The following is a 20,423-nucleotide window of genomic DNA, read 5'->3' as shown; positions in this document are numbered from 1 at the left end:
AGAAGCGGAATCGTAACGGTTGCGCCGCGCGCGCGGCAGGCGCCGCCCGCCGCGTAGAATAGGCCTCTGTTTTCAGCAAGCCGGATCGCGCGCCATGAGTACACCCGCCAAGCACGTCGCCCCCGAAAGCGCCGCCGAACAGAAGCCGCTGCGCTTCGTCACCGCCGCCAGCCTGTTCGACGGCCACGACGCCGCCATCAACATCATGCGCCGCCTGATCCAGGCGCAGGGCGCGGAGGTGATCCACCTCGGCCACAACCGCTCGGTCGAGGACGTGGTGCGCGCGGCGCTGCAGGAAGACGCCGACGCGATCGCGCTGTCCTCCTACCAGGGCGGCCACGTCGAGTACTTCAAGTACATGGTCGACATGCTGAAAGAACGCGGCGCCGGCCACATCCGCGTGTTCGGCGGCGGCGGCGGCACCATCACGCCGGAGGAGATCCGCGAACTCGAGGCCTATGGCGTCGAGCGCATCTACCACCCCAACGACGGCATGAAGATGGGCCTGGTCGAGATGATCGAGGACGTGGTCAAGCGCGCGCGCGCCGCATCCGACGCGCACTCGGCCGGCGAACTGCGCAGCGAAGTGCCGCCGGCCAAGGTCGCGATCGACGACGAGATCGCCGTCGGCCACGCGCTGACCGCGATCGAGGAGGGCGCCCACGACGAGCACACGCTCGAACGCCTGCGCAAGGAATGGCAGCTCGCCGGCGGCAAGACGCCGGTGGTCGGCATCACCGGCACCGGCGGCGCCGGCAAGTCCTCGGTCGTCGACGAACTGCTGCTGCGCTTCCTGCACGCCTTCCCGCAGATGCGCATCGCCGTGCTCGCCGTCGACCCGACCCGCCGCCGCTCCGGCGGCGCGCTGCTCGGCGACCGCATCCGCATGAACAGCTTGCGCAGCCATCGCGTGTTCATGCGCTCGATGGCCACGCGCCGCCAGCACGCCGCCACCAGCGTGGTGCTGAAGGACTGCATCGCGTTCCTGAAGGGGCAGGGCTACGACCTCGTCATCGTCGAGACCGCCGGCATCGGCCAGAGCGATTCGGAGATCGTCGACCTGGTCGACTTCCCGATGTACGTGATGACCAGCGACTACGGCGCGGCCAGCCAGCTCGAGAAGATCGACATGCTCGACTTCGCCGAGCTGGTCGTCTTGAACAAGTTCGACAAGCGCGGTGCCGAGGACGCGCTGCGCGACGTGCGCAAGCAGTGGAAGCGCAACCGCGTCGCGTTCAAGCTGAAGGACGAGGACCTGCCGGTCTATCCGTCCATCGCCAGCCAGTTCAACGATCCGGGCGTGACCTGGATGTTCACCAACCTGTGCCGCCTGCTGCGCGAGAAGCTCTCGCTGGCCGGCACCGCGCACGTCGACTGGCAGCCGCAGCTAGACACCTCGCTGAAGGAGCCGCGCGCGACCGTGCTGATTCCGGGCAGCCGCGTGCGCTATCTCGCCGAGATCGCGGAAGCCGGGCGGGCGATCAATGCGCGGATCGAGTCGCAGGCGGAGGTGGCGGACCGGGCGCAGGCGTACTGGCAGTCGCTGCGCGATCTCGACGACGCCAAGCTGCCGAAGGCGCTCGACCTGTATGACGTGGCCGCGCTGACCGAAGGCGACGACCGCTCGCTTCTCACCCTGCGTCAACGCTACAACGACGCCATCCAGTCGCTCGACTCCGAAGCGTTGCGCCTGCTGCGCGAATGGCCGGCGCGCCTGAAGTCGATCACCGACGAGGTCAACGAATACGAAGTCCGCGGCAAGGCGATCCGCGTGGAGAACTACCGCGAATCGCTCTCGCACCAGAAGATTCCGAAGATCGCCGCGCCGACCTACAAGAGCTGGGGCGAGCTGCTGGTCTTCCTGCAGAAGGAAAACCTGCCCGGCTACTACCCCTACACCGGCGGCGTCTATCCGTACCGCCGCACCGGCGAGGACCCGATCCGCATGTTCGCCGGCGAAGGCACGCCCGAGCGCACCAACCGCCGCTTCCACTACCTGAGCCAGGGTCTGCCCGCCGCGCGCCTGTCCACCGCGTTCGATTCCGTCACGCTCTACGGCGAAGACCCGGCGCCGCGCCCGGACATCTACGGCAAGATCGGCAACTCCGGCGTCAACATTCCGACGCTGGACGACATGAAGAAGCTGTACTCGGGCTTTGACCTCTGCGCGCCGACCACCTCGGTGTCGATGACGATCAACGGCCCCGCGCCGATCATCCTCGCGATGTTCATGAACACCGCGATCGACCAGCAGGTCGAGAAGTACCTGAAGGAAGATCCCGCGCGCTGGGCGGAAGCCGAGAAGAAGATCGCCAAGCTGTTCGAAGGGCGCGGCCTTGATCAGCAAAGCCGTCCGCGCTACCACGGCGACCTGCCGGCGACCAACAACGGCCTCGGCCTCGGCCTGCTCGGCGTCACCGGCAACCAGGTCGTCGACGCCGACACCTACGAGAAGATCAAGGCCGCCACGCTCTCCACCGTGCGCGGCACCGTGCAGGCCGACATCCTCAAGGAAGACCAGGCGCAGAACACCTGCATCTTCAGCACCGAGTTCGCGCTGCGCATGATGGGCGACATCCAGCAGTACTTCGTCGACCGCAAGGTGCGCAACTTCTATTCGGTGTCGATCTCCGGCTACCACATCGCCGAGGCCGGCGCGAACCCGATCAGCCAGCTCGCCTTCACGCTGTCCAACGGCCTGACCATCGTCGAGTACTACCTGGCGCGCGGAATGCGCATCGACGACTTCGCGCCGAACCTGTCGTTCTTCTTCTCCAACGGCATGGACCCGGAATACACCGTCATCGGCCGCGTCGCCCGCCGCATCTGGGCGCGCGCCATGCGCGAGCGCTACGGCGCCAACGAGCGCAGCCAGATGATGAAGTACCACATCCAGACCAGCGGTCGATCGCTGCACGCGCAGGAGATCCAGTTCAACGACATCCGCACGACGCTGCAGGCGCTGTACGCGCTGTTCGACAACTGCAACTCGCTGCACACCAACGCCTACGACGAAGCCATCACCACGCCGACCGAGGAAAGCGTGCGCCGCGCCGTCGCGATCCAGATGATCATCAACAAGGAACTCGGCCTCAACTTCAACGAGAACCCCTGGCAGGGCAGCTTCATCGTCGACAAGCTCACCGACATCGTCGAGGAAGCCGTCTACAAGGAATTCGAGGCGATCAGCGAGCGCGGTGGCGTGCTCGGCGCGATGGACACCATGTACCAGCGCGGCAAGATCCAGGAAGAGAGCCTCTACTACGAACACAAGAAGCACGACGGCAGCCTGCCGCTGATCGGCGTCAATACGTTCCTGCCGAAGGAGCACGGCGGCGAAGTCGTCACCGAGATCGAGCTTATCCGCTCGACCGAGGAGGAGAAGGGGCAGCAGATCGAGAATGTGCGGGCGTATCAGGCCAATCGAAATCGTCTTGCGCCGGCCGGGGAGACTTCACGCGAGCACGGTACGGACGTCGACGAAGCTGATGTTGGCGCGCATGATGGGCATGGGTTGCGCTATCTGCAGGATACGGCGCGGAATCGGCAGAATGTGTTTGCGGCGTTGATGGAGGCGGTGAAGACGCATTCGTTGGGGCAGATTAGCCATGCGTTGTATGACGTGGGTGGGGAGTATCGGCGGAATATGTAGGTTTTCTAAAGAGAAAAGCATATATCTCCATATATCTCGAGCCTGGAAGGTTATGTATATTCATAAAGTTATTCTTGAGAATATAAAAGGATTTAATCATCTTGACGTAAGGTTCTCGAGAGAGACAGCTGCTGGCCCCCAATATTCGGGCTGGAATGTCCTTACTGGAGGCAATGGTTCGGGAAAGACTACGGTCTTGAAGGCGATTACTCTCGCATTGGTTGGGCCAGAAATCGCTCGTGCTCTTCAGCCATCCTTCGCTGGATGGATAGCTGACGGTGCAGACGAGGCGACAATCGCCGTACAAATTAAGGCAAGTGAATCGGACTCTTTCGAAACAGGGCGTAGACCCGTTGGTCCCTTTTATGCCGAGCTGCATTTGGAGCGAAAGGGTGGCGACGTTGTTGTCTCACCAGGTCGTGCGTATGTGCAAGGGAAGAGGTCCGCAATTAACGGTCCATGGTCGACGGGGCAGAGTGTATGGTTTGCTGCAGCATATGGGCCATTCAGAAGGCTCTATGGTACCTCTCCCGATGCAATGCGACTCATGTCATCGCCCGGAAAGCCTCCAAGGTTTGCGACACTATTTAAGGAAGATGCAACTCTCGTTGAGAGTCAGAATTGGCTTCAAGAGCTGCAATTCAAGGTTTTAGAAAAGCGCCACAAAGAAACCGAAGTTCTTGCTGACGTTATGGAGTTATTGAATGCGGATTTTCTTCGTCACGGCTTGCGAGTTGATAAGGTAAATTCTGACGGCTTGTGGCTGAAGAATTCAGAGGGTGTCTCCCTTGTTCTGGCAGATATGAGTGATGGTTATAGATCGTCTCTAGCATTACTCATAGATATTGTTAGGCATTTAACTCTGGCATATCCCGATCAGCCTCTTATTGCAAGAGAGGGGGATAAGGTCTATATCCCGCATTATGGGGTTGTTTTGATCGACGAGGTTGACGCGCATCTTCATCCCGCATGGCAAAGAGACATTGGGTTCTGGTTGAAGAGTCATTTTCCTAATATACAATTCATTGTTTCATCGCATAGTGCTTTTGTTTGTCAATCAGCTGATGAGCGCGGGATATTTATCCTGGACAAGGATGGGCCTTCCGGAGATGCGCGAATTGGTGTTGATGAGTGGAGAAAGGTGGTTTCTGGGACGGTCGATCAAGTTCTTTTGTCGTCTGCATTCGGGATGGTGCATACGCGCTCGCCTCGTGCTGTTGCTGCACGTAAAGAGTGGAGCGAATTGAATATTAAAAGCAAAAGAGATGTTCTAAACGCGTCGGAAAAGAAGAAATTTGAACAGCTTTCATTGTTCGTTGTAGATGAAGAAGAATGAGGCCTATTAATCGCATCGCTCTAGGAAGAGCTGCGTCAAGTTGGCTTGCTAGGCAGCAGGCTGCTTTAGATCGTGATCATGCCCTAAGTGCGGTTCATCATTGGTCTGCGAGAAGGCAAACCATGGCCACGAATGGAGTTGTTTTTGCGCTCAGATCTATGGCTGGGATTCGGAATCGCTGTATGTACTGTGGCGACTCTGAGGCTTGCGATATAGAACACTTCCGACCAAAAGGTAAGCCTGAATGGCGAGCCAATGTTTTCGATTGGGGAAATTTTCTTTGGATATGTCAGCCTTGTAATAGATTAAAGAATTCTGTATTCCCGGTCATGGATGATGGGTGGCCTATGATGTTAGATCCAGCAATAGATAGGATTTGGGACTTCTTTGATTTTTCTCCTGAGACTGGGTATTTAGTTCCGATTTCTGAGGTCGGTACTATTGCTTATATGCGAGCCGCAGCGACGGTTAGTGAGGGTAATTCAAGGTTATCTTATGAGGTAATTCTTGGTGAGCGACAGAGGGCATATAGGAATCTTAAGAGGTCAGCTCAGATTTTTTTCTCTAGCGAACAGCTTGAGGAAGACGTTGAAGGATTTATTCAGGCAACATTGGATTCGGGATATCCTGAGTTAGTTGAATGGGCGTATTCGTTGCGTGGCCGCGAGATACATCCTTTCTCGTCTCTTTCTAATGATGCAATTTTTGTTGAAAGGCTGCGCAGCGCTATGAATAATGCATATCCCGGGGTTTGGTGAATTTAGAGCGTTGTCAGATTCGCATATATAGGGAAAACCGGGGTCAGAGTCGACTTTCACGATCTGCAATGGCTTCCGGTGGCGACGGCGACTTGCATGGACGTTCGATCTTGCGTGGGCCGACTGTCCGGCCCAGTTGCGCCTCGATGGCGCGGCGGAAGCGATCGGGACCGTAGACATGCTGGCGCTGCAGGTGTGAGCGGATGGCGTCGGTTTCCTCAGGGCGATCTCCTCCATGACGAACGCCCGATAACGGGCGCAGCGCTGATCCGTTCGATGGCGAGTTCGCGATAGGTCGGGTGCGGACGAATGAGCGGATCGTGCTCGCCGAACGCGTTGTGCCGATGGCTTGGCCACGGATAGTCGCGCGGGTCCACCACCATTGCCGCGCTGGACCACGTATCGGGCGACGCCGGAAGATCGAATCGAGGCTTGCGGGTCGTGCTGACGTCCTGCACCGAATGCCGGAATCGCGCACGATGATCCGGCCCGCTATCGCGACTCGTGAACGTCCACGTGGGAATTCTCGGGAATTCGACTGATCCCCGTTTCTCCCTTCGAGCCGGCAACGACAGCTGGCCGAACCTGGCCGACTCCTTGTCCCTACTCGGGGCTCTTTATCGTATCGATTGGTGATCCCGACAGGAGGCTGCTTGGAGGAGCGCCCTGACGGAACCGGGCTCGCGCCCGGGAAGCGTTCACTACCCGCAAGAAAAGGGACACACACCATGAGATCGATGCGAATCGCGCGCGAACGCCATCACCGTGCCTCGGCACCGCCGTTCGGTCGCGTGCACTGGCTGGCAGCGCTCGCGCTGTACGCGGCGGCGACGTCCGCCTCGGCCGACGTCTACACCGTCAACGTCGGCACCGATGCGGGCCAGGACCCGGCCATCACCGACCACTGCGCCGCGCTCGGCGACACCTCGCACTGCACCCTGCGCGCCGCGATCGCGATCGGCAACACGCGCTCGGGCAGCCACACGATCAACATCGGCGTGCCGGTGATCACGATCGTCAACGGCAGCCTCACGCAGATGCGCGCGCCGTTCATCGTCAATGGCAACCACGCGACGATCGACGGCAACGGCCGCGGCTGCTTCGACCTCATCGATTCGGGCACGGCCGCGATCGGTCACGCCGACGGCGCGAGCGGCTCGAAGCTGCTGAATCTCGTGATCGGCAACTGCAACGGCGCCGGCATCAGCGCGAACGGCCACGACTACGTGTTCAGCGGCAACTTCATCGGCGTCAACGCCGCCGGCGTGGCGGCGATGCCGAACAGCGGCTCCGGCATCTCCGTGTCGGCATCGCACGTCTACCCGGACACGAGCACGAACTTCCTGTTGAACCTGTACCAGCAATTCCCGGTGCAGCCGGTCGACGCCTCCGGCATCAACGCGTTCTCGAACAATCTCGCGACCGCGCTGGCGTCGCTGCACCCGGTCGTCATCAGCAACAACGTGATCTCGGGCAACGGACAGAACGGCATCGAGATCTTCAGCGAGAACCTCGCCGCCGTCACCGTCAGCGGCAACATGATCGGCACCGATGTCAGCGGCAACCTCGCGATCCCCAATGGCGCCGACGGCGTGCACCTGGTCGGCAGCACCTTCGGCAACCTCATCGGCCCGGGCAACGTCATCAGCGGCAACGGCGCCAACGGCATCCGCGTCGATGCCGGAAGCGTGTTCCTGCCGAACTTCATCATGGGCAACCGCATCGGCCTCAGCGCGACGCTGCAGGGCGTGCACATCGGCAACGCATTGAGCGGCATCGTCGCCGACACCAAGCCCGACACCGATCCGACGAGCTTCAATCCGAGCAGCACGGCGCTGGTGATCGGCCCGGCCAACGTGATCTCCGACAACGACGGCGCGAACAACAATGCGTTCCCCGACACGCTCGGCGACGACAGCGCCGGCGTCGTCATCACCGGATCGAGCAACGGCGTGAAGGTGCTCTACAACACCATCGGCCTTGCCGAGTTCCCGTCCGGCACGCCGCTGAACTCGACCGCGTACGGCAATGCCGGCGACGGCATCATCGTGACCGCGACGGGCAATTCGATCAGCAGCAACGTCGTCGCCGCGAACGCGCGCCACGGCGTCGTCGTCAGGGGCAGCTCGACCGCGAGCACGCACATCGTCGGCAACTCGATCGGCGTCAGCCCCGCGTTCGCCGGCAACATGGCGCTCGGCAACGGCGTCGACGGCGTCCACATCAATGCCGCCAGCGCGACCACGATCGGCGGTCCCGCGGCGTCCGACGCGAACACGATCGCCGCGAACAAGCGCAACGGCATCAAGCTGCGCAACGGCGGCGGCGACCAGAACGGCTGGAGTAACCTGTTCCAGCGCAACCGCGTGTTCGGCAACGCGAAGGCGCTGGCCGGCATCGACATCGACCTGGAGCATCCGGAGAACGCCGCCGACGGCCCGCATTCGGAAATCCCGGCGAACTACGCCAACCGCGACCAGGCGCCCGCGCAGATCTGCGCCGGCACCGAAGTATCTGGCGTGTGCGCCGGCTCGACGCCGCCGACGAGCAACGGCGGCATGACCTTGCAGTGGACGATCAGCACCCACGGCGTGGCCGATTTCCGCATGGAATTCTTCGCCGTCGACGCAGTGGCGACGACCGCGGCGACGTCGATGGCGTTCCTCGGCGAGCAGCTCGTGACGACGACCGCGGCCGGCTTGCCCGCGAACAGCGCGGCGTGCGCGGGAGGGCGCTGCACCGCGACCTTCGGCGGCGTCGCGCCGGGAAAGCGCATCGTCATGACCGCGACCGACGTCACGCCGCTGACCGACACGCCCGCCGGCGGCAGCGGATGGCAAGCGATGCTCAAGTGCTTCGCGGGCAACAACGGCATCATCCTCGCCGCCTGCACCGCGAACGACACGTCGGAATATTCGAACGCGGTCGCCGTCGTCGGCAACGATCGCATTTTCAAGAGCGGGTTCGAAGCGCAGTAAGGCGAGGTCCGACGCGGCGGCCTTCCACGTTGCCGCTTGCGGAAGTGGAGGGTGGGGGAATGACGCAGCGTCGGCGAGGTGCTCGCGGCGTTGCGCTCCGCTTTCCCTCATTCGCCGCGCTGCGCGCATCAGGCTCTTCCGTGAGGGGGCGGCATATTTCGAGACCGGGATGAGGGCGCGCGGCGGATGTGGCGTCGCGAGGGCCGATCTTGCGCCGGGAATCTGCCCGACGCTGTCGGCCGATCCGTGGCTTACCGATACGGCCCCGGCCCGCTCCAGACCACGGAACCCCGCTGATAGACGCGCTGTATGCGGATGACCTCGCGCGCGTCGCCGATGGTCTTGAGTTCCGGGGAATCCATTTCGACCATGCGGCACGCGCCGGAGCCGCGTCGCAGCGCCACTTCCAGCGGGCAGACCATGAGGCGCCGCGTGCCGGGCATCGGAAGAAAGAGTTCGGTCATCCCCTGGTCGCGCCAGGCGCGCAGACGGGTTTCGTCGGCCAGGTCGTAGTACACCTCGAAGCCGTCCACGCCCACGTTGGGTCCGACCGGGCGCTCGTTGTTGTCGCTCTGCCTGCGGCTACTGCCGAGCTTGGCGGCCAGCGCCGCATTCGCCTGGTCGGCGTCACTGGGGCGCGTGCGCATAGGGAAGCCGACCTCGGCGGTGTCGCGCCGGGGCTCAGGCGGCGCGGGCGCGGGAGTAGGGGGTGCGGTCGAGGTGTCGGCCGCTTCAGGCGGCATGGGGACGGCGCCCTGCATGACCGGCATGGACGGCGGGCGCTGGATCGCGCGCGGTGCCTTGGGCCGCTGGACGGGTACCGGCTGGCGAACTGTCAGCGCGGGATCGTGCGGCGGCGACGGGTGCGCCTCGTCGAGGAGCGTCACGTCCATCCGGCTGCCGCCCGGGCTGCCCTGTGGCGCGGACATCGTCATCGGGGTGGGAGGCTGGGTCACCAACAGCACGAGCAGTGTATGCAGTAGAACCGTCGCCAGCACGGCCGTCCAGCGGTGCACGCGCTCGGTTCGATCGTGAGGCCCTTCGATGGCCTGGCGCGACGTACCGCTCATGTCGTCGGCGAGGGATGCACGTGGCGGGCCTTCATGGTGCTTCTACAGTGTGCGGGCTTGGGGGCGGGCATCGTAGCGCGCAGGAAACGGGATCGGGCTCGACGTCGCGGTGCACGCAGACAGGCCGTGGGTCGGACGCGAAAACGCGGCCGGAGTTCCAAACGGGATCAGATCTACTTATTGACCGAGAGATCGTTGCAAGGCCCGATGAGCAAGACGTGCGGGCATCATTGTCCGTCAGTACACAGGCGTGCAGCGCAATGTCGGCGTCGAGCAGGGCCTCGCTCAGCCCACGCATACCGCATCGCCGATCGCTGTCATCGACGACGCACGGCAGCGGGTAGTTGTCACCGCTCCGGACGACACGCTGTGCGATACGGAGAATGTCGAGTCGAGGCCGATGCGCCACGCGGCGAGCGTAGCCGTCGAATGAGACTTCGCGTCAGCGGCGAAGGGCGATTCTCGCGTCGGGAATCCACCCGAAGCTCGTTCGGCCGATTCAGCCGAAGTGAGCCTGACTGCGTTTCGGTTTGTCGGCCCCGCTTCGCCGTCACACCGCCAGCCCGACGTCTCCTTCGACGACCGTCTGCCGCATCCGCGGCATCGCGTCGTTCCCCTGGCAGCGGCGGTCGCGATGGAACGATCGTCCGGCGCAACGCTAGTCCCGGTCGGGTAGCAGCGAGCGCGCCGGAAGTCGGAGACGGGTTCGCTTGCCCGGAGGTGGCCTCCGTGCGCGGCCGATGAGTGGACGGGTGCCTGGGAAGCGTCGGGTCCTGGCTTCGACCATGACGCGGAAGTCGGCGCGGCCCCGCGCGTGTTGCTGTTGCAGATACGAGTGGAAGACTTGGAGATCGTCGTCCGATAGTGCTTTCCTTGGCAGCGATTGTTAAGCAGCGGCGCGTTCGGCTGGCGAAGCGCCCATCTCCGCATAGGTAGGCGCAACTCGACTATTCGAATCGAGCTGGATCGTCAGTCATTGTTGATTCGCTGGGGCGACGTGCTACTAACCCGATTGCGTACCGTCGGGGCGCTGGCCGCGCCGGATAGACCCGTTCGGCATCCGCGCCGGCACAGCGTCCTCGTTTGGCGTGCACGTATGGTCGTAGTCCCACTTGAATTCGGGCTTGTCACGGTAGGCGCGCGTCATAGCCTTGCAGTATTCCGCGGTGTCGGTCCCCTTCTGTGTGTACGCGAACGTACTCCAGGCGTCGCCGGAGTCGGGGTACGCGTCGAGCAGGCGGCGCGCCATCGCGACGGCATCATCGTGACGCTTGAGGTGTTCCTGGTAGAGGCCGACCAATGCCGCCATCGCTTTGGCATTGCGCGGATTGACCTCGATCATCTTCTCGTTCAGAGCCGCCGCGGCCTCGAACCGGTTCGAGGCGGCCAGAGCCTGCGCATACTTCTCGAGGTCCGGTGTCGTCGGCGAGCCGAGATCGGCGGCACGCATCACGTATTCCCGGGACCACTCCGGTTCCCCTGCAAATTGCAGCGTGAGCGCGGCGCGCATGTAGTTCTCGACGGTCGGCTCGAAGCGCACCAGCGGAGTAATGAGGGGAGCGTCCGTTTGCGCGAGGCGGCCCAGGTTGTCCAGCGCGAAGTTATCGGGCGCGATGGCGAGGATCTCTAGGGTATCGTCGCGCGACAGCTCACGTCGGGTGGCGAGCGCATTGAAGTAGCGTACGCGCGCCGCAACGAGCGACATCAGCGGGTTGCTGCCTTCGCGTGCCTTGGCCGCGTTCGCGATTTCCTCGAGCTCCTCATTCGAACCGCCCCACAGCGGAGAGGCTTCCTTTGCCCAGAAGATATAGGCGCGATACTCGTCGGGAGCGATCGCGATCGCCTTGCGGCCCAGTTCCGCGATTTCCGCCCGGCCGCCACCCGTACGTGCTGTGGCGGGAATCAGGTAGGTCGCCGGCACGACGAAGTCCGCCTTGATCGCCAGCGACGCCTTCAGGTCGCTCACGGCACCTGCCATGAGCCGCTCCATCGTGTCGAAGTTTTCCTGTGGCGTGTCTGCAGCGTACTCGGTGCCACGGGCCTCGGCGGCAGTGCGCATGCGGAACACGCCGCGCGCAGCGAGTGCATACACGCTGTGCGGCGAGGCCTTCACCCAACGTTCGATGACGCTCCCGATCGCCGGATTGCTGCTCTCGAAGCGCTGCTCGAATGCGCGGAACAGGATGCCGCGCCGTTTCGGATCTGACGCGTCCTGTGTCGCGTAGTCCTGGAAGATGGCGTCGACGCCTGCGCTGTCACCAGCGGCGAGCTTCGCGTCGATCTGATCGACCGTGATGATGTCGAGCGCCGTCAGGCGGCAGCGTTCGGCGATGAACGCCGGGTTCCAGTGCAACGGCGGCACGTCGGGAAATTCGACGCAGCGCTTGAGTGGATCGACAACCTTGTCGGCGGCACGCAGCGCCGCAATGCGCGCGCTACGATCCGTGCGTATCGCTTCGGCCTTGGCATGGCTTTGCGCCGCTTGCTGGCGCGTGGCTTCGGCTAGACGCTCCATGTGCCAGCGGTCATACCCGAGGATAGATCCCACGATCAACAGGGCGATGCCGGCTGTCGCCAAGATGATTCTGATCAACGAATGCATCGCCACTCCCCAGTGTGGATCGGAATCAGGCCCTCCGACGTCGCGCATCCGTCGTGTTCGTGCCGTGTCGCCGTGACTCTAGCATTTCCGACGTGACGGCAACGGATCGTCTCGCCTATCGTAGAGGTATGCGCAGCTCGACTGATCGTCAGTCGTGCGCGAGTAGTAATGACAAACGCCGATCCCGGAGTCCGAAATCGGCTCGATGCAACACACGAAAACCATCGAACGTGAACCTGACCGCGTTCCCTAACCCTTGCGCTTCACGAACAGCACATCGAACGCCGGCGTCCACGTCTTGCCGCCGTCCTTGGACATCACCGCGTACTCGCGCACGCCCTTGTCCTGGGCTTTCCAGGTGATGCGCTGGAGGACCGTCGTGCCGTTCTGCATGTGTGCCTCACCTTCGAGAACCAGCGCGCCGTCCTTGAAGTTGCCCACCAGCACCATGATCGAGCCGCGATTGGTCACCCAGGTCTGCTGCCAGTGTTTGCGCACGGGGTCGTAGCTCAGGATGCTGTCGCCGATGAGCCCGTCGGTCTGCTCGTAGAGTTCGTGGAGGGCACAGCCCTGGGCGATGGGCTCGACGCGCGCACGTGCGATGGACGGACCGTTCGGGGCATCGCTCTCGAAGGTATCCCAGTCTCCGATCCAGAAATCCAGTTGATGGTATTCCGGGGCGTTGGCGCAGCCGGGAGGCGCGGGCGGCGCGACGGCAGGGGCGGCGACGGCGTGGTTGAGGGCGCCCAGCAGCACCGATGCAAGAAATCCTCTGAACAAGGTCGACTCCTTTGGAATGGACGCCCGAAGGCAAATGCGCCCGATGCACGACCGTGCGCGTGATGGCGGGACAGTGGGTTGCGGCGGAGCGAGTGGTGCGCGCGGCAGCGTCCGCCGATGCTATCGCCGGCTCGATCACCGGGCTCGCCGTTTTCGGCCATCATCACCCTGCGGCGGCGAAGACCAAGGTCGAGTTCACTCGCTGAGTTCCCGACGGGCACGCCGGATACCCGTGCCGGCAAGCGTCGAGAGTCATCGACGATGCATGGCTTCCATGCCGCGGCGATCGCGCAGCTTCGATGGCGCGGCGGACGCCGTGGAGGCCGTAGAACTGCCGGCGCCGCACCGTTCCCGCGCCACTCGTTCAGACACCGCTCCTCCCCGCATTGCTAGCTTGGCCCAACCGCACTGGGAGCCCGCCATGCACAACGACCAAGCCGTCCACACCGCCATCGCCGAAGTCGCCGCGCTCATCGAAGGCACCGAGGTCGTCATGTTCACCACGCGCAACGCCGAAGGCCGGCTGGTGAGCCGGCCGCTCGCCGTGCGCGAGAAGCCCTTCGACGGCAGCGCGTGGTTTCTCACCGCGCTCGACAGCCGCAAGATCGGCGAACTCGAGGCGGACCCTCGCGTCAACCTCGCCTACGTCAACGCCGGCAACGGCACCTACGTTTCGATCGACGGCCGCGCGCACGTATCGGTCGATCGGGCGCAGATCGCGGCGTTGTGGTCCGACGCGCTCGATGCGCTGTTCTTTCCCGCCGGCAAGGACGATCCGAACCTGGCCGCGCTGCGCGTCGACGCCGACACCGCAGAGGCGTGGACCTCGGCCTCGACGGCCGTCGGCCGCGCCTTCGACTTCGTCAAGGCGAGGCTGACCGGCGATTCCGCCGCGCTGGGCACGCAGCAGCATTTCGATCTGCGCAGCGGACTGCGCACCACCACGAGCCGCTGACGTGCGCCGCGAAGGGGCGCCGCAGCGAGCGCGCGCAGGCCTTCCCGCGCAACCCGGCCTGCGCATCGGCTGCGCCGGATGGTCGTTGCCGGCGCCGCCGAAGCCGCTGCGGGCGCAGGCGCGCAGCCAGTTGGAACGCTATGCCGAACTGTTCGATACGGTGGAGATCAACTCCTCGTTCTATCGGCCGCACCGCCCGGCGACCTATGCGCGCTGGGCGCAGTCGGTGCCGGACGATTTCCGTTTCTCGGCCAAGCTGCCGCGCACGATCAGCCATCGACGCCGCCTGAAAGAGTGCGCCGCGGAGCTGGACGCCTTCCTGGCCGGCGTCACCGAGCTGGGCGGCAAGCTCGGCGTGCTGCTGCTGCAACTGCCGCCGACCCTCGCGTTCGACACGGCGGTGGCCGAGCGCTTCTTCACGGACTTTCGCGACCGCCACGCCGGCGCGATGGCGTGCGAGCCGCGCCATATTTCATGGTTCGCGCCCGAGGCGGAACGCCTGCTGCGCGCGTTCTCGATCGCCCGCGCCGGCGCCGATCCGGCGCGCGTGCCCCGCGCCGCCGTTCCCGGCGGCGACCACCGCATCGAGTACCTGCGCCTGCACGGATCGCCGCGCATGTACTACGACGCCTACGACGACGCCGCGCTGCGCCGCGTGGCCCGACGCCTGTCGCGCAACGCAGAGGTAACGAGCGAACGCTGGTGCGTCTTCGACAACACCGCGCGCGGCGCTGCGCAGGTGGATGCGGTGAGGTTGCAGCGGCTTCTCGGTGTGGAGCGTTGAGCTTTGCGGATGTCTCGCACGGGAAAGGGTGGTTCACTTGCCGCGAGCCGGCGCATTCGCTTGCGCACGCCCTTGAAATCCATGACGGATTGCGTCACACGGCCAATCGGCTGGAAGCCCTGAAAAGCAATCGCAAGGGCCAGCACAGCATCCGGATCAACGACCAATGGCGCATCTGCTTTCGCTGGAGCGACGGCGATGCGCAGGACGTGGAAATCGTCGACTACCACTGAACCGTCGAGCCTCCATGAAGACCCTGCCCAACATCCACCCCGGCGAAGTGCTGCTGGAAGAATTCCTCCATCCGCTGGGCATCAGCCAGAACGCGCTCGCACGCGCGGCCGGCGTCCCGCCACACCGCATCAACGAGATCGTGCTCGGCAAGCGTGGCGTGACCGCCGACACCGCCGTCCGCCTCGCGGTGGCCCTGGGCACCAGCGAAAAAGGTTCTGGCTCGGATTGCAGGCGGACTACGATCTGGAAGAAGCCCATCGGGCACTCGGCAATGCCGTCAAGCGAATCGAGAAGATCGCCGCCTGAGCGCAGAGGTCGAATCCGAGCGGCGGGCTGCTCGATGCAGCTGCCGTGCGTCGAAGGCGCGATTCCGAGCCACCGCACTGCAACTTGAACGACCGCCGCTTTTGTTGCCTACTTCTCAAATCGACGCTTCAGGGGGCGGAGATTCGGGATGGATTCCTCGGCGGGATGCCGGTGTCGGGAAGCACCGCGCAATGGTTTTCGGATCGCGCTGATCGGCACCGTCGCCGTCTGCGCCGCTGCCTGCCAGCGCCAGGCCGCCGACACGGCGGCTGAGAAGCCTCGCCCGCAGCAAGCCGGGCAACCCGTCAATCCCTACGCCACGGCCGGCCATATCGCCGGCGCCCGCGTGGCGCTCCTGGCCGGCAATCAGCAAGCCGCCCAACAGCACGTCGACGCGATGGCGCGCGATTTCTCGCGCTCGATCCGCCTGCGCGACGTCAGCCGGCCCGTCGACCACGAAGCCGCACGTGCCGTGGTGCGTCCGATGCCGGGCGTGCGCTCGGCCATCTGGCTCGACGCCGACAACCTGGCGGTGATGGTCGACGGTCAGCAGTATCGCGATAGGGACATGATCGACCGCATCTGTGTGGCGCTGGAGCCGCTCGGCGACACCTTGGGCGTGGTCGTGAATCTGCAGGACGCGAAGGCGAGGAATGGCGACGAGGCGACGACGTTGTCACGCAACTGTCAGTTGCCGGAAGGGCAGAGGGCGTTGCTGCAGAAGAAGCGGCAGGTGGATGTGGTGGAGCCGGAGGTGAGGGAGCAGTTCAAGACGATGCAGCGAAGATAGGAAAGTAATGAAGAAGTGAGCCCGACCCCGTTTCCAGTCGGGCATTTGTGGGCACGGGAGTGGAGTAGGGGATGAATTTAATTGAAAGCATAGAAATTGCATATTTCCGTTCTATCTATAAAGAACGTTTGGACGACCTGAAGGGGCTTACGGTTTTCTTTGGACGCAACGATAGCGGAAAAAGTAATTTTCTTAGAGCCCTTAACTTATTCTTCGAAGAGCATACAAACCCTGGATTATCATTCAACTTTGACAGGGATTTTAATCATGCAAGACTCGAAGAAGCAAATAAGAGTGATGGTGCTAGAAAGTTTGTGTACATAAAAGTATATTTTAGATCACCATCAAATTGGAGGAATTCACTTGGCGATACATTTTGGGTTAAAAAGCAATGGAGTATAACTAAACAAATTTCTCCAGGATTTGAAACGTCGGTTCCGACTGCGAAGCAGCAATATCTCACTAGATTTCTTAATAATGTTAAATTTCACTATATTCCGGCAATAAAGGATCGAACAATCTTTGAAAGATTATTAGGTAAGCTGTATGCGGTGCTCTCTAGTCAGCGAGAATTTAATGAATCATTAAATTCTTTCTCCGAGGAGCTTCGGGGTAAAACGGAAGAGCTTAGCGAGGGTCTCCTTGGAGAGCTGGGTGTTGCCAGCACTATTGCTCCACCATCGGATTTGACTGAATTATTCAAGTCACTTGATTTTGAGACCGTTGGAAAGCATGGCGACTCATATTCATTGACCTTGCAGCGTGGCGATGGCGTGCAGGTCCGTCACATACCCGAGATACTCTCATTTCTATCCGATCGCGGAAATGAGGATTATCACATCTGGGGTTTTGAAGAGCCAGAGAATTCACTTGAATTGGCTTCCGCAATAGATGAGGCTGCTCGTTTTCAAAAGCTCAGCGGTTCGTCGAATAAACAAATATTCCTAACAAGTCATAGTCCAGCATTCTTTCGTGCAATAGGTGACGGTATAAGGCGCTATTTTGTTTCTAAGAAGGTTGAGAATGGTTTTTCCAGAGAAATATCAAAAGCTCAACGTATTGATGGTCTGTCTTCTGAAGAGCTTCCAGCTGATTTGATGGGTGAGACTCCGCATTTGGCAATCCTAAGTTCATATCTAGATGATGCAGCGAAAAAAATTCAATCTCTTGAGACGCAGGCGGTTGAGTTGGTTAATAAGTTAAAGGATAACGCTACACCAATACTATTTGTTGAAGGTTCAAGCGATGCGAGAGTTCTTCAGGCTGCTTGGGATCATTATGTTGGTGAGGCTCATCCATTGCGGATAGAGGCGTGTGCCGGGACTACAAAAATGGAGAGTCTCGCGAAAGACGGTTCTGTGTTACGTACGCTGGCGCCTGATCGATCAATGTACGTATTGGTGGATAATGATAAGGAAGGGAGGTCTCTTAGGGCGGATGGCAAATTGCAGGCAAGAGGTGGTGTATGGATTCAGCACAATTCCAATAAGACGTGGTGGTGTCGACTGTGGGTGCCGAGCGAATTTCAGGAAGAAATGCGGACACTTAATATAGTGGAGGCGTTATGGCCGGCAACCCTAGAAAATATATTCTCAAGAGAGGTTCGCTTAAGGGCCATTAATGACGGCTCATATAAAATAGGTAATTCTCCTTATTCTGATCTTCTTACGCCAGATATTTATCCGAAGATTAGCGATCGCCTTTCGGGTAATCAGGAGGGTAAGATTTATATTATGGCACCTACGGTTGAGTCAAAGGATGCATTTTCACAATGGCTGATTGCTCAGAAAGATGTGGTTGATCTATTATTTCCGCTTAAGCAGTTAGTATTACGCCTGAAGGAGCTTATGGAGGCAGCGAAAGAAAATTAAGTATGAAATATTAATAATATTTTCTTGGCGCGTAGGTAGAATTTGAATTATTCTTTGATGGTGTGGGCTACATGAAGTAAAGATTGGCCACGTCGATGTGTATTGATATTATTGTCTTGCTGCAGTAAATATTTTTGCCGAATTTGACAATTCGAATCATAAGGCGCGCCTGTGCCCGATGGTGTTGGAATCCCTAATCGAACAAGGAATCCGACATGACCCGCTCCAGATAAACTCGTTCCTGTTCCGTCGCTCTAGTTGCGTCACCTAGGCAACCCACGCGCTCACTTTCCACCGCTGCGGTTGCGCCAAGAATTGTTCCCGCTACGCCTGCGGTTCATCTGGACCATCCGTCCGCGCCACGCAAGCGCTTCCGTACTCTCGCTCGCTGCACGATGGGCTACCTGTACTACGACGAGCGCTGCGGCAAGCAAAGCGTCGGGCGCGCCGCGCCTGCGGCTCGGAGGACGTTGGCTGGAACAGTTCGGGTTCTCCGTGGGCGATGACCTGCAAGTGACCGCAGGCCAAGGCCTCTTGCTGATCAGCCGCCGACGGAAGACCAGCTAGACGAGACTTCTATCTCATCGCAGCCACAGGGCGGGACTGCCTGCCTTGTGGCTGAGTCTTGAGAGCCAGAGTCTCTGGCTGGATGTCGGCGGGCGTCAGACCAATCGCCGTGTACGCCGATCCGTGCCTTTGTCTTCGAATCCGAGCGCGAATCTCCCGAAGACGAATGACAAGCCCAGCGACGACAGTACGGTGCCGATCCAGCCGTCGTCGATCTCCCCGTAGAAAACGTCGCTCAGGAAAAAGACGGCACAGGCCAGACCGCCGAGGGACAGGAGGCCTGCGAGAAACCGGAAGATGGCGGTGCGCATGAGCGTTGGCTACTTCATGGCTGGCGTTGGGAATGGCCGAGTCGATTATGTGCCGCGCGTGCTTCGCCGATCCATGCCCGCCGCATCATCCAACCAATTCGCCCCCTTGTTCTTCAGAAAGACCACATACACGATCAACGATACCGCGATCACCGCGGTGACGTACCCCGCGAACAACTTCACCTGACCGGTGCGCAGCGCCGCCTGGTACAGCAACGGCGCGGTGCCGCCGAACGCGGAGTTGGCCAGCGCGTAACCCAGCCCGACGCCGAGCGCGCGCACGTGGGTGGGGAACAGCTCGGCCTTCACCACGGCGTTGATCGAGGTGTAGCCGGTCAGGATCACGAAGGCGAGGGCGAGGATCGCGAAGGCGGGCAGCCAGTGGGTCTGCTGCGGCAGCGCCAGCACCAGGTAGGCGGTGTAGAGCACGCCGCCGATGCCGAAGAACACCAGGAGGCTCTTGCGACCGACGAGGTCCGACAGCCAGCCGCCGATCGGCTGCAGCAGCATCAGCACGATCAGGGCGATCAGATTGATGACCACGCCGGTCATCGTGTCGTCGCCGGCGAAGCGGGCCTGGATCATCTTCGGGCCGACCACCGAATAGGTGTAGAACGCGACGGTGCCGCCGGCGGTGATCAGGAAGCACAGCAGCAGCGGGCGCCACTGGTGCACGAACAGCTCGCGCAGCGAGCCGGAGGCGCGCGCCTGGCCGCTGCGCGCGGCCTGGATGGAGTCGGCGCCGAGGGATTCGTCCATCGTGCGCCGCATCCAGAACACCACGATGGCGGCGACGCCGCCGAGGGCGAAGGCGACGCGCCAGCCCCACAGCGAGATCTGCGCGGCGTCGAACAGCTTCAGCATCGCCAGCAGGGTGAGCTGCGCCAGCACGTGGCCGCCGACCAGGGTGACGTAGTGGAACGAGGACAGAAAACCGCGCCGGCCGGGCATCGCCGCTTCGGACAGATACGTGGCGCTGGCGCCGTACTCGCCGCCGGTGGCGAAGCCCTGGATCAGGCGCGCCAGCAGCAGGATCATCGGCGCGGCCACGCCGATGGTGGACACGGTGGGCGTGATCGCGATGGCGAACGAGCAGCCGGCCATGATCGTCACCGACACCGTCAAGGAAAGACGCCGGCCGTAGCGGTCGGCGAAGCGGCCGAAGAACCACGCGCCGATCGGCCGCATCAGGAAGGTCACGGCGAAGATCGCCCAGATGAACAAGGTGGCGTTCTTGTCTTCGGGCGAGAAGAACTGCGATTCGAAGTAGCCGGCGAAGACCGAGTAGACGTAGACGTCGTACCACTCGACCAGGTTGCCCGCCGATCCCTTCAGCGTGTTGGAGACTGAGCGGCGCAGACGGGCGCGGGTGTCGGTTTCGGGTGCTGCGGCCGTCGGGGCGGGGGCGGATGCGGTCATGCGGAAAGCC

16 protein-coding genes and 1 pseudogene are annotated in these 20,423 nt (G+C 61.8%); 12 read left to right on the top strand and 5 right to left on the bottom strand.

Features of this window, described 5'->3' with window-relative positions:
- Positions 1 to 94: 94 nt before the first annotated feature.
- The 4 genes from J7520_RS10970 (at position 95) to J7520_RS10955 (ending at position 8,724) form a co-directional block, all read left to right on the top strand.
- The gene (locus J7520_RS10970) at positions 95 to 3,652 is read left to right on the top strand and encodes a methylmalonyl-CoA mutase family protein (RefSeq protein ID WP_291188011.1); all 3,558 of its coding nucleotides are present in this window, start codon (positions 95 to 97) and stop codon (positions 3,650 to 3,652) included.
- A 52-nt stretch (positions 3,653 to 3,704) separates the two neighbouring features.
- On the top strand, positions 3,705 to 4,988 hold the full coding sequence (locus J7520_RS10965) for an AAA family ATPase (RefSeq protein WP_291188009.1): 1,284 nt from the start codon (positions 3,705 to 3,707) through the stop codon (positions 4,986 to 4,988).
- Between the two features lie 122 nt (positions 4,989 to 5,110).
- Positions 5,111 to 5,746, top strand: coding sequence for a hypothetical protein (locus J7520_RS10960; RefSeq protein ID WP_291188006.1), 636 nt, complete (start codon positions 5,111 to 5,113; stop codon positions 5,744 to 5,746).
- Between the two features lie 728 nt (positions 5,747 to 6,474).
- A complete protein-coding gene (locus tag J7520_RS10955; protein ID WP_291188003.1) occupies positions 6,475 to 8,724 on the top strand; it encodes a hypothetical protein in 2,250 nt (749 codons plus the stop codon).
- A gap of 251 nt (positions 8,725 to 8,975) precedes the next feature.
- On the opposite strand, the gene J7520_RS10950 is transcribed toward J7520_RS10955, so the two are convergent.
- Complete coding sequence (locus J7520_RS10950) at positions 8,976 to 9,794, bottom strand: type II toxin-antitoxin system RelE/ParE family toxin (protein WP_291188000.1); 819 nt, start codon at positions 9,792 to 9,794, stop codon at positions 8,976 to 8,978.
- A 250-nt stretch (positions 9,795 to 10,044) separates the two neighbouring features.
- Here J7520_RS10950 and J7520_RS10945 point away from each other — a divergent pair, with 250 nt between their 5' ends.
- A complete protein-coding gene (locus J7520_RS10945; RefSeq protein WP_291187997.1) occupies positions 10,045 to 10,227 on the top strand; it encodes a hypothetical protein in 183 nt (60 codons plus the stop codon).
- Between the two features lie 570 nt (positions 10,228 to 10,797).
- Here J7520_RS10945 and J7520_RS10940 read toward each other — a convergent pair.
- Both J7520_RS10940 and J7520_RS10935 read right to left on the bottom strand, forming a co-directional pair.
- A complete protein-coding gene (locus J7520_RS10940; RefSeq protein WP_291187995.1) occupies positions 10,798 to 12,396 on the bottom strand; it encodes a hypothetical protein in 1,599 nt (532 codons plus the stop codon).
- 249 nt (positions 12,397 to 12,645) lie between these two features.
- Complete coding sequence (locus tag J7520_RS10935; protein ID WP_291187992.1) at positions 12,646 to 13,176, bottom strand: hypothetical protein; 531 nt, start codon at positions 13,174 to 13,176, stop codon at positions 12,646 to 12,648.
- Between the two features lie 421 nt (positions 13,177 to 13,597).
- Between J7520_RS10935 and J7520_RS10930 the strand changes: the two genes are divergently transcribed.
- The 7 genes and pseudogenes from J7520_RS10930 (at position 13,598) to J7520_RS10900 (ending at position 18,683) form a co-directional block, all read left to right on the top strand.
- On the top strand, positions 13,598 to 14,131 hold the full coding sequence (locus tag J7520_RS10930; protein WP_291187989.1) for a pyridoxamine 5'-phosphate oxidase family protein: 534 nt from the start codon (positions 13,598 to 13,600) through the stop codon (positions 14,129 to 14,131).
- Position 14,132: 1 nt separating this feature from the next.
- Entirely contained in the window at positions 14,133 to 14,915 is a 783-nt protein-coding gene (locus J7520_RS10925) for a DUF72 domain-containing protein (RefSeq protein ID WP_291187987.1), read from the top strand.
- Positions 14,912 to 15,148: a type II toxin-antitoxin system RelE/ParE family toxin gene (locus J7520_RS10920; RefSeq protein WP_291187985.1), complete on the top strand. Its 237-nt coding sequence runs from the start codon at positions 14,912 to 14,914 to the stop codon at positions 15,146 to 15,148. Before J7520_RS10925 ends, J7520_RS10920 begins: the two co-directional genes overlap by 4 nt.
- Positions 15,149 to 15,162: 14 nt before the next feature.
- Positions 15,163 to 15,455 (top strand): annotated as a pseudogene (locus J7520_RS10915) (HigA family addiction module antitoxin).
- Positions 15,456 to 15,603: 148 nt separating this feature from the next.
- Positions 15,604 to 16,245, top strand: coding sequence for a hypothetical protein (locus tag J7520_RS10910; RefSeq protein ID WP_291187983.1), 642 nt, complete (start codon positions 15,604 to 15,606; stop codon positions 16,243 to 16,245).
- A 71-nt stretch (positions 16,246 to 16,316) separates the two neighbouring features.
- On the top strand, positions 16,317 to 18,116 hold the full coding sequence (locus tag J7520_RS10905; RefSeq protein ID WP_291187981.1) for an AAA family ATPase: 1,800 nt from the start codon (positions 16,317 to 16,319) through the stop codon (positions 18,114 to 18,116).
- A 258-nt stretch (positions 18,117 to 18,374) separates the two neighbouring features.
- Positions 18,375 to 18,683 (top strand): SymE family type I addiction module toxin, encoded by a 309-nt coding sequence (locus J7520_RS10900; RefSeq protein ID WP_345776908.1) that lies wholly within the window; start codon positions 18,375 to 18,377, stop codon positions 18,681 to 18,683.
- Between the two features lie 95 nt (positions 18,684 to 18,778).
- Here J7520_RS10900 and J7520_RS10895 read toward each other — a convergent pair whose 3' ends face one another.
- On the bottom strand, positions 18,779 to 18,994 hold the full coding sequence (locus J7520_RS10895) for a hypothetical protein (RefSeq protein WP_291187978.1): 216 nt from the start codon (positions 18,992 to 18,994) through the stop codon (positions 18,779 to 18,781).
- A gap of 45 nt (positions 18,995 to 19,039) precedes the next feature.
- The gene (locus tag J7520_RS10890; RefSeq protein ID WP_291187975.1) at positions 19,040 to 20,413 is read right to left on the bottom strand and encodes an MFS transporter; all 1,374 of its coding nucleotides are present in this window, start codon (positions 20,411 to 20,413) and stop codon (positions 19,040 to 19,042) included.
- Between the last annotated feature and the right edge of the window lie 10 nt (positions 20,414 to 20,423).

Origin of the sequence: Dokdonella sp. (genome assembly GCF_017744955.1) — a bacterium.
Classification (GTDB): Bacteria; Pseudomonadota; Gammaproteobacteria; order Xanthomonadales; family Rhodanobacteraceae; genus Dokdonella_A.
Note: the sequence above shows the minus strand (reverse complement) of the source record. Positions and strands in the feature narration are given on the sequence as shown.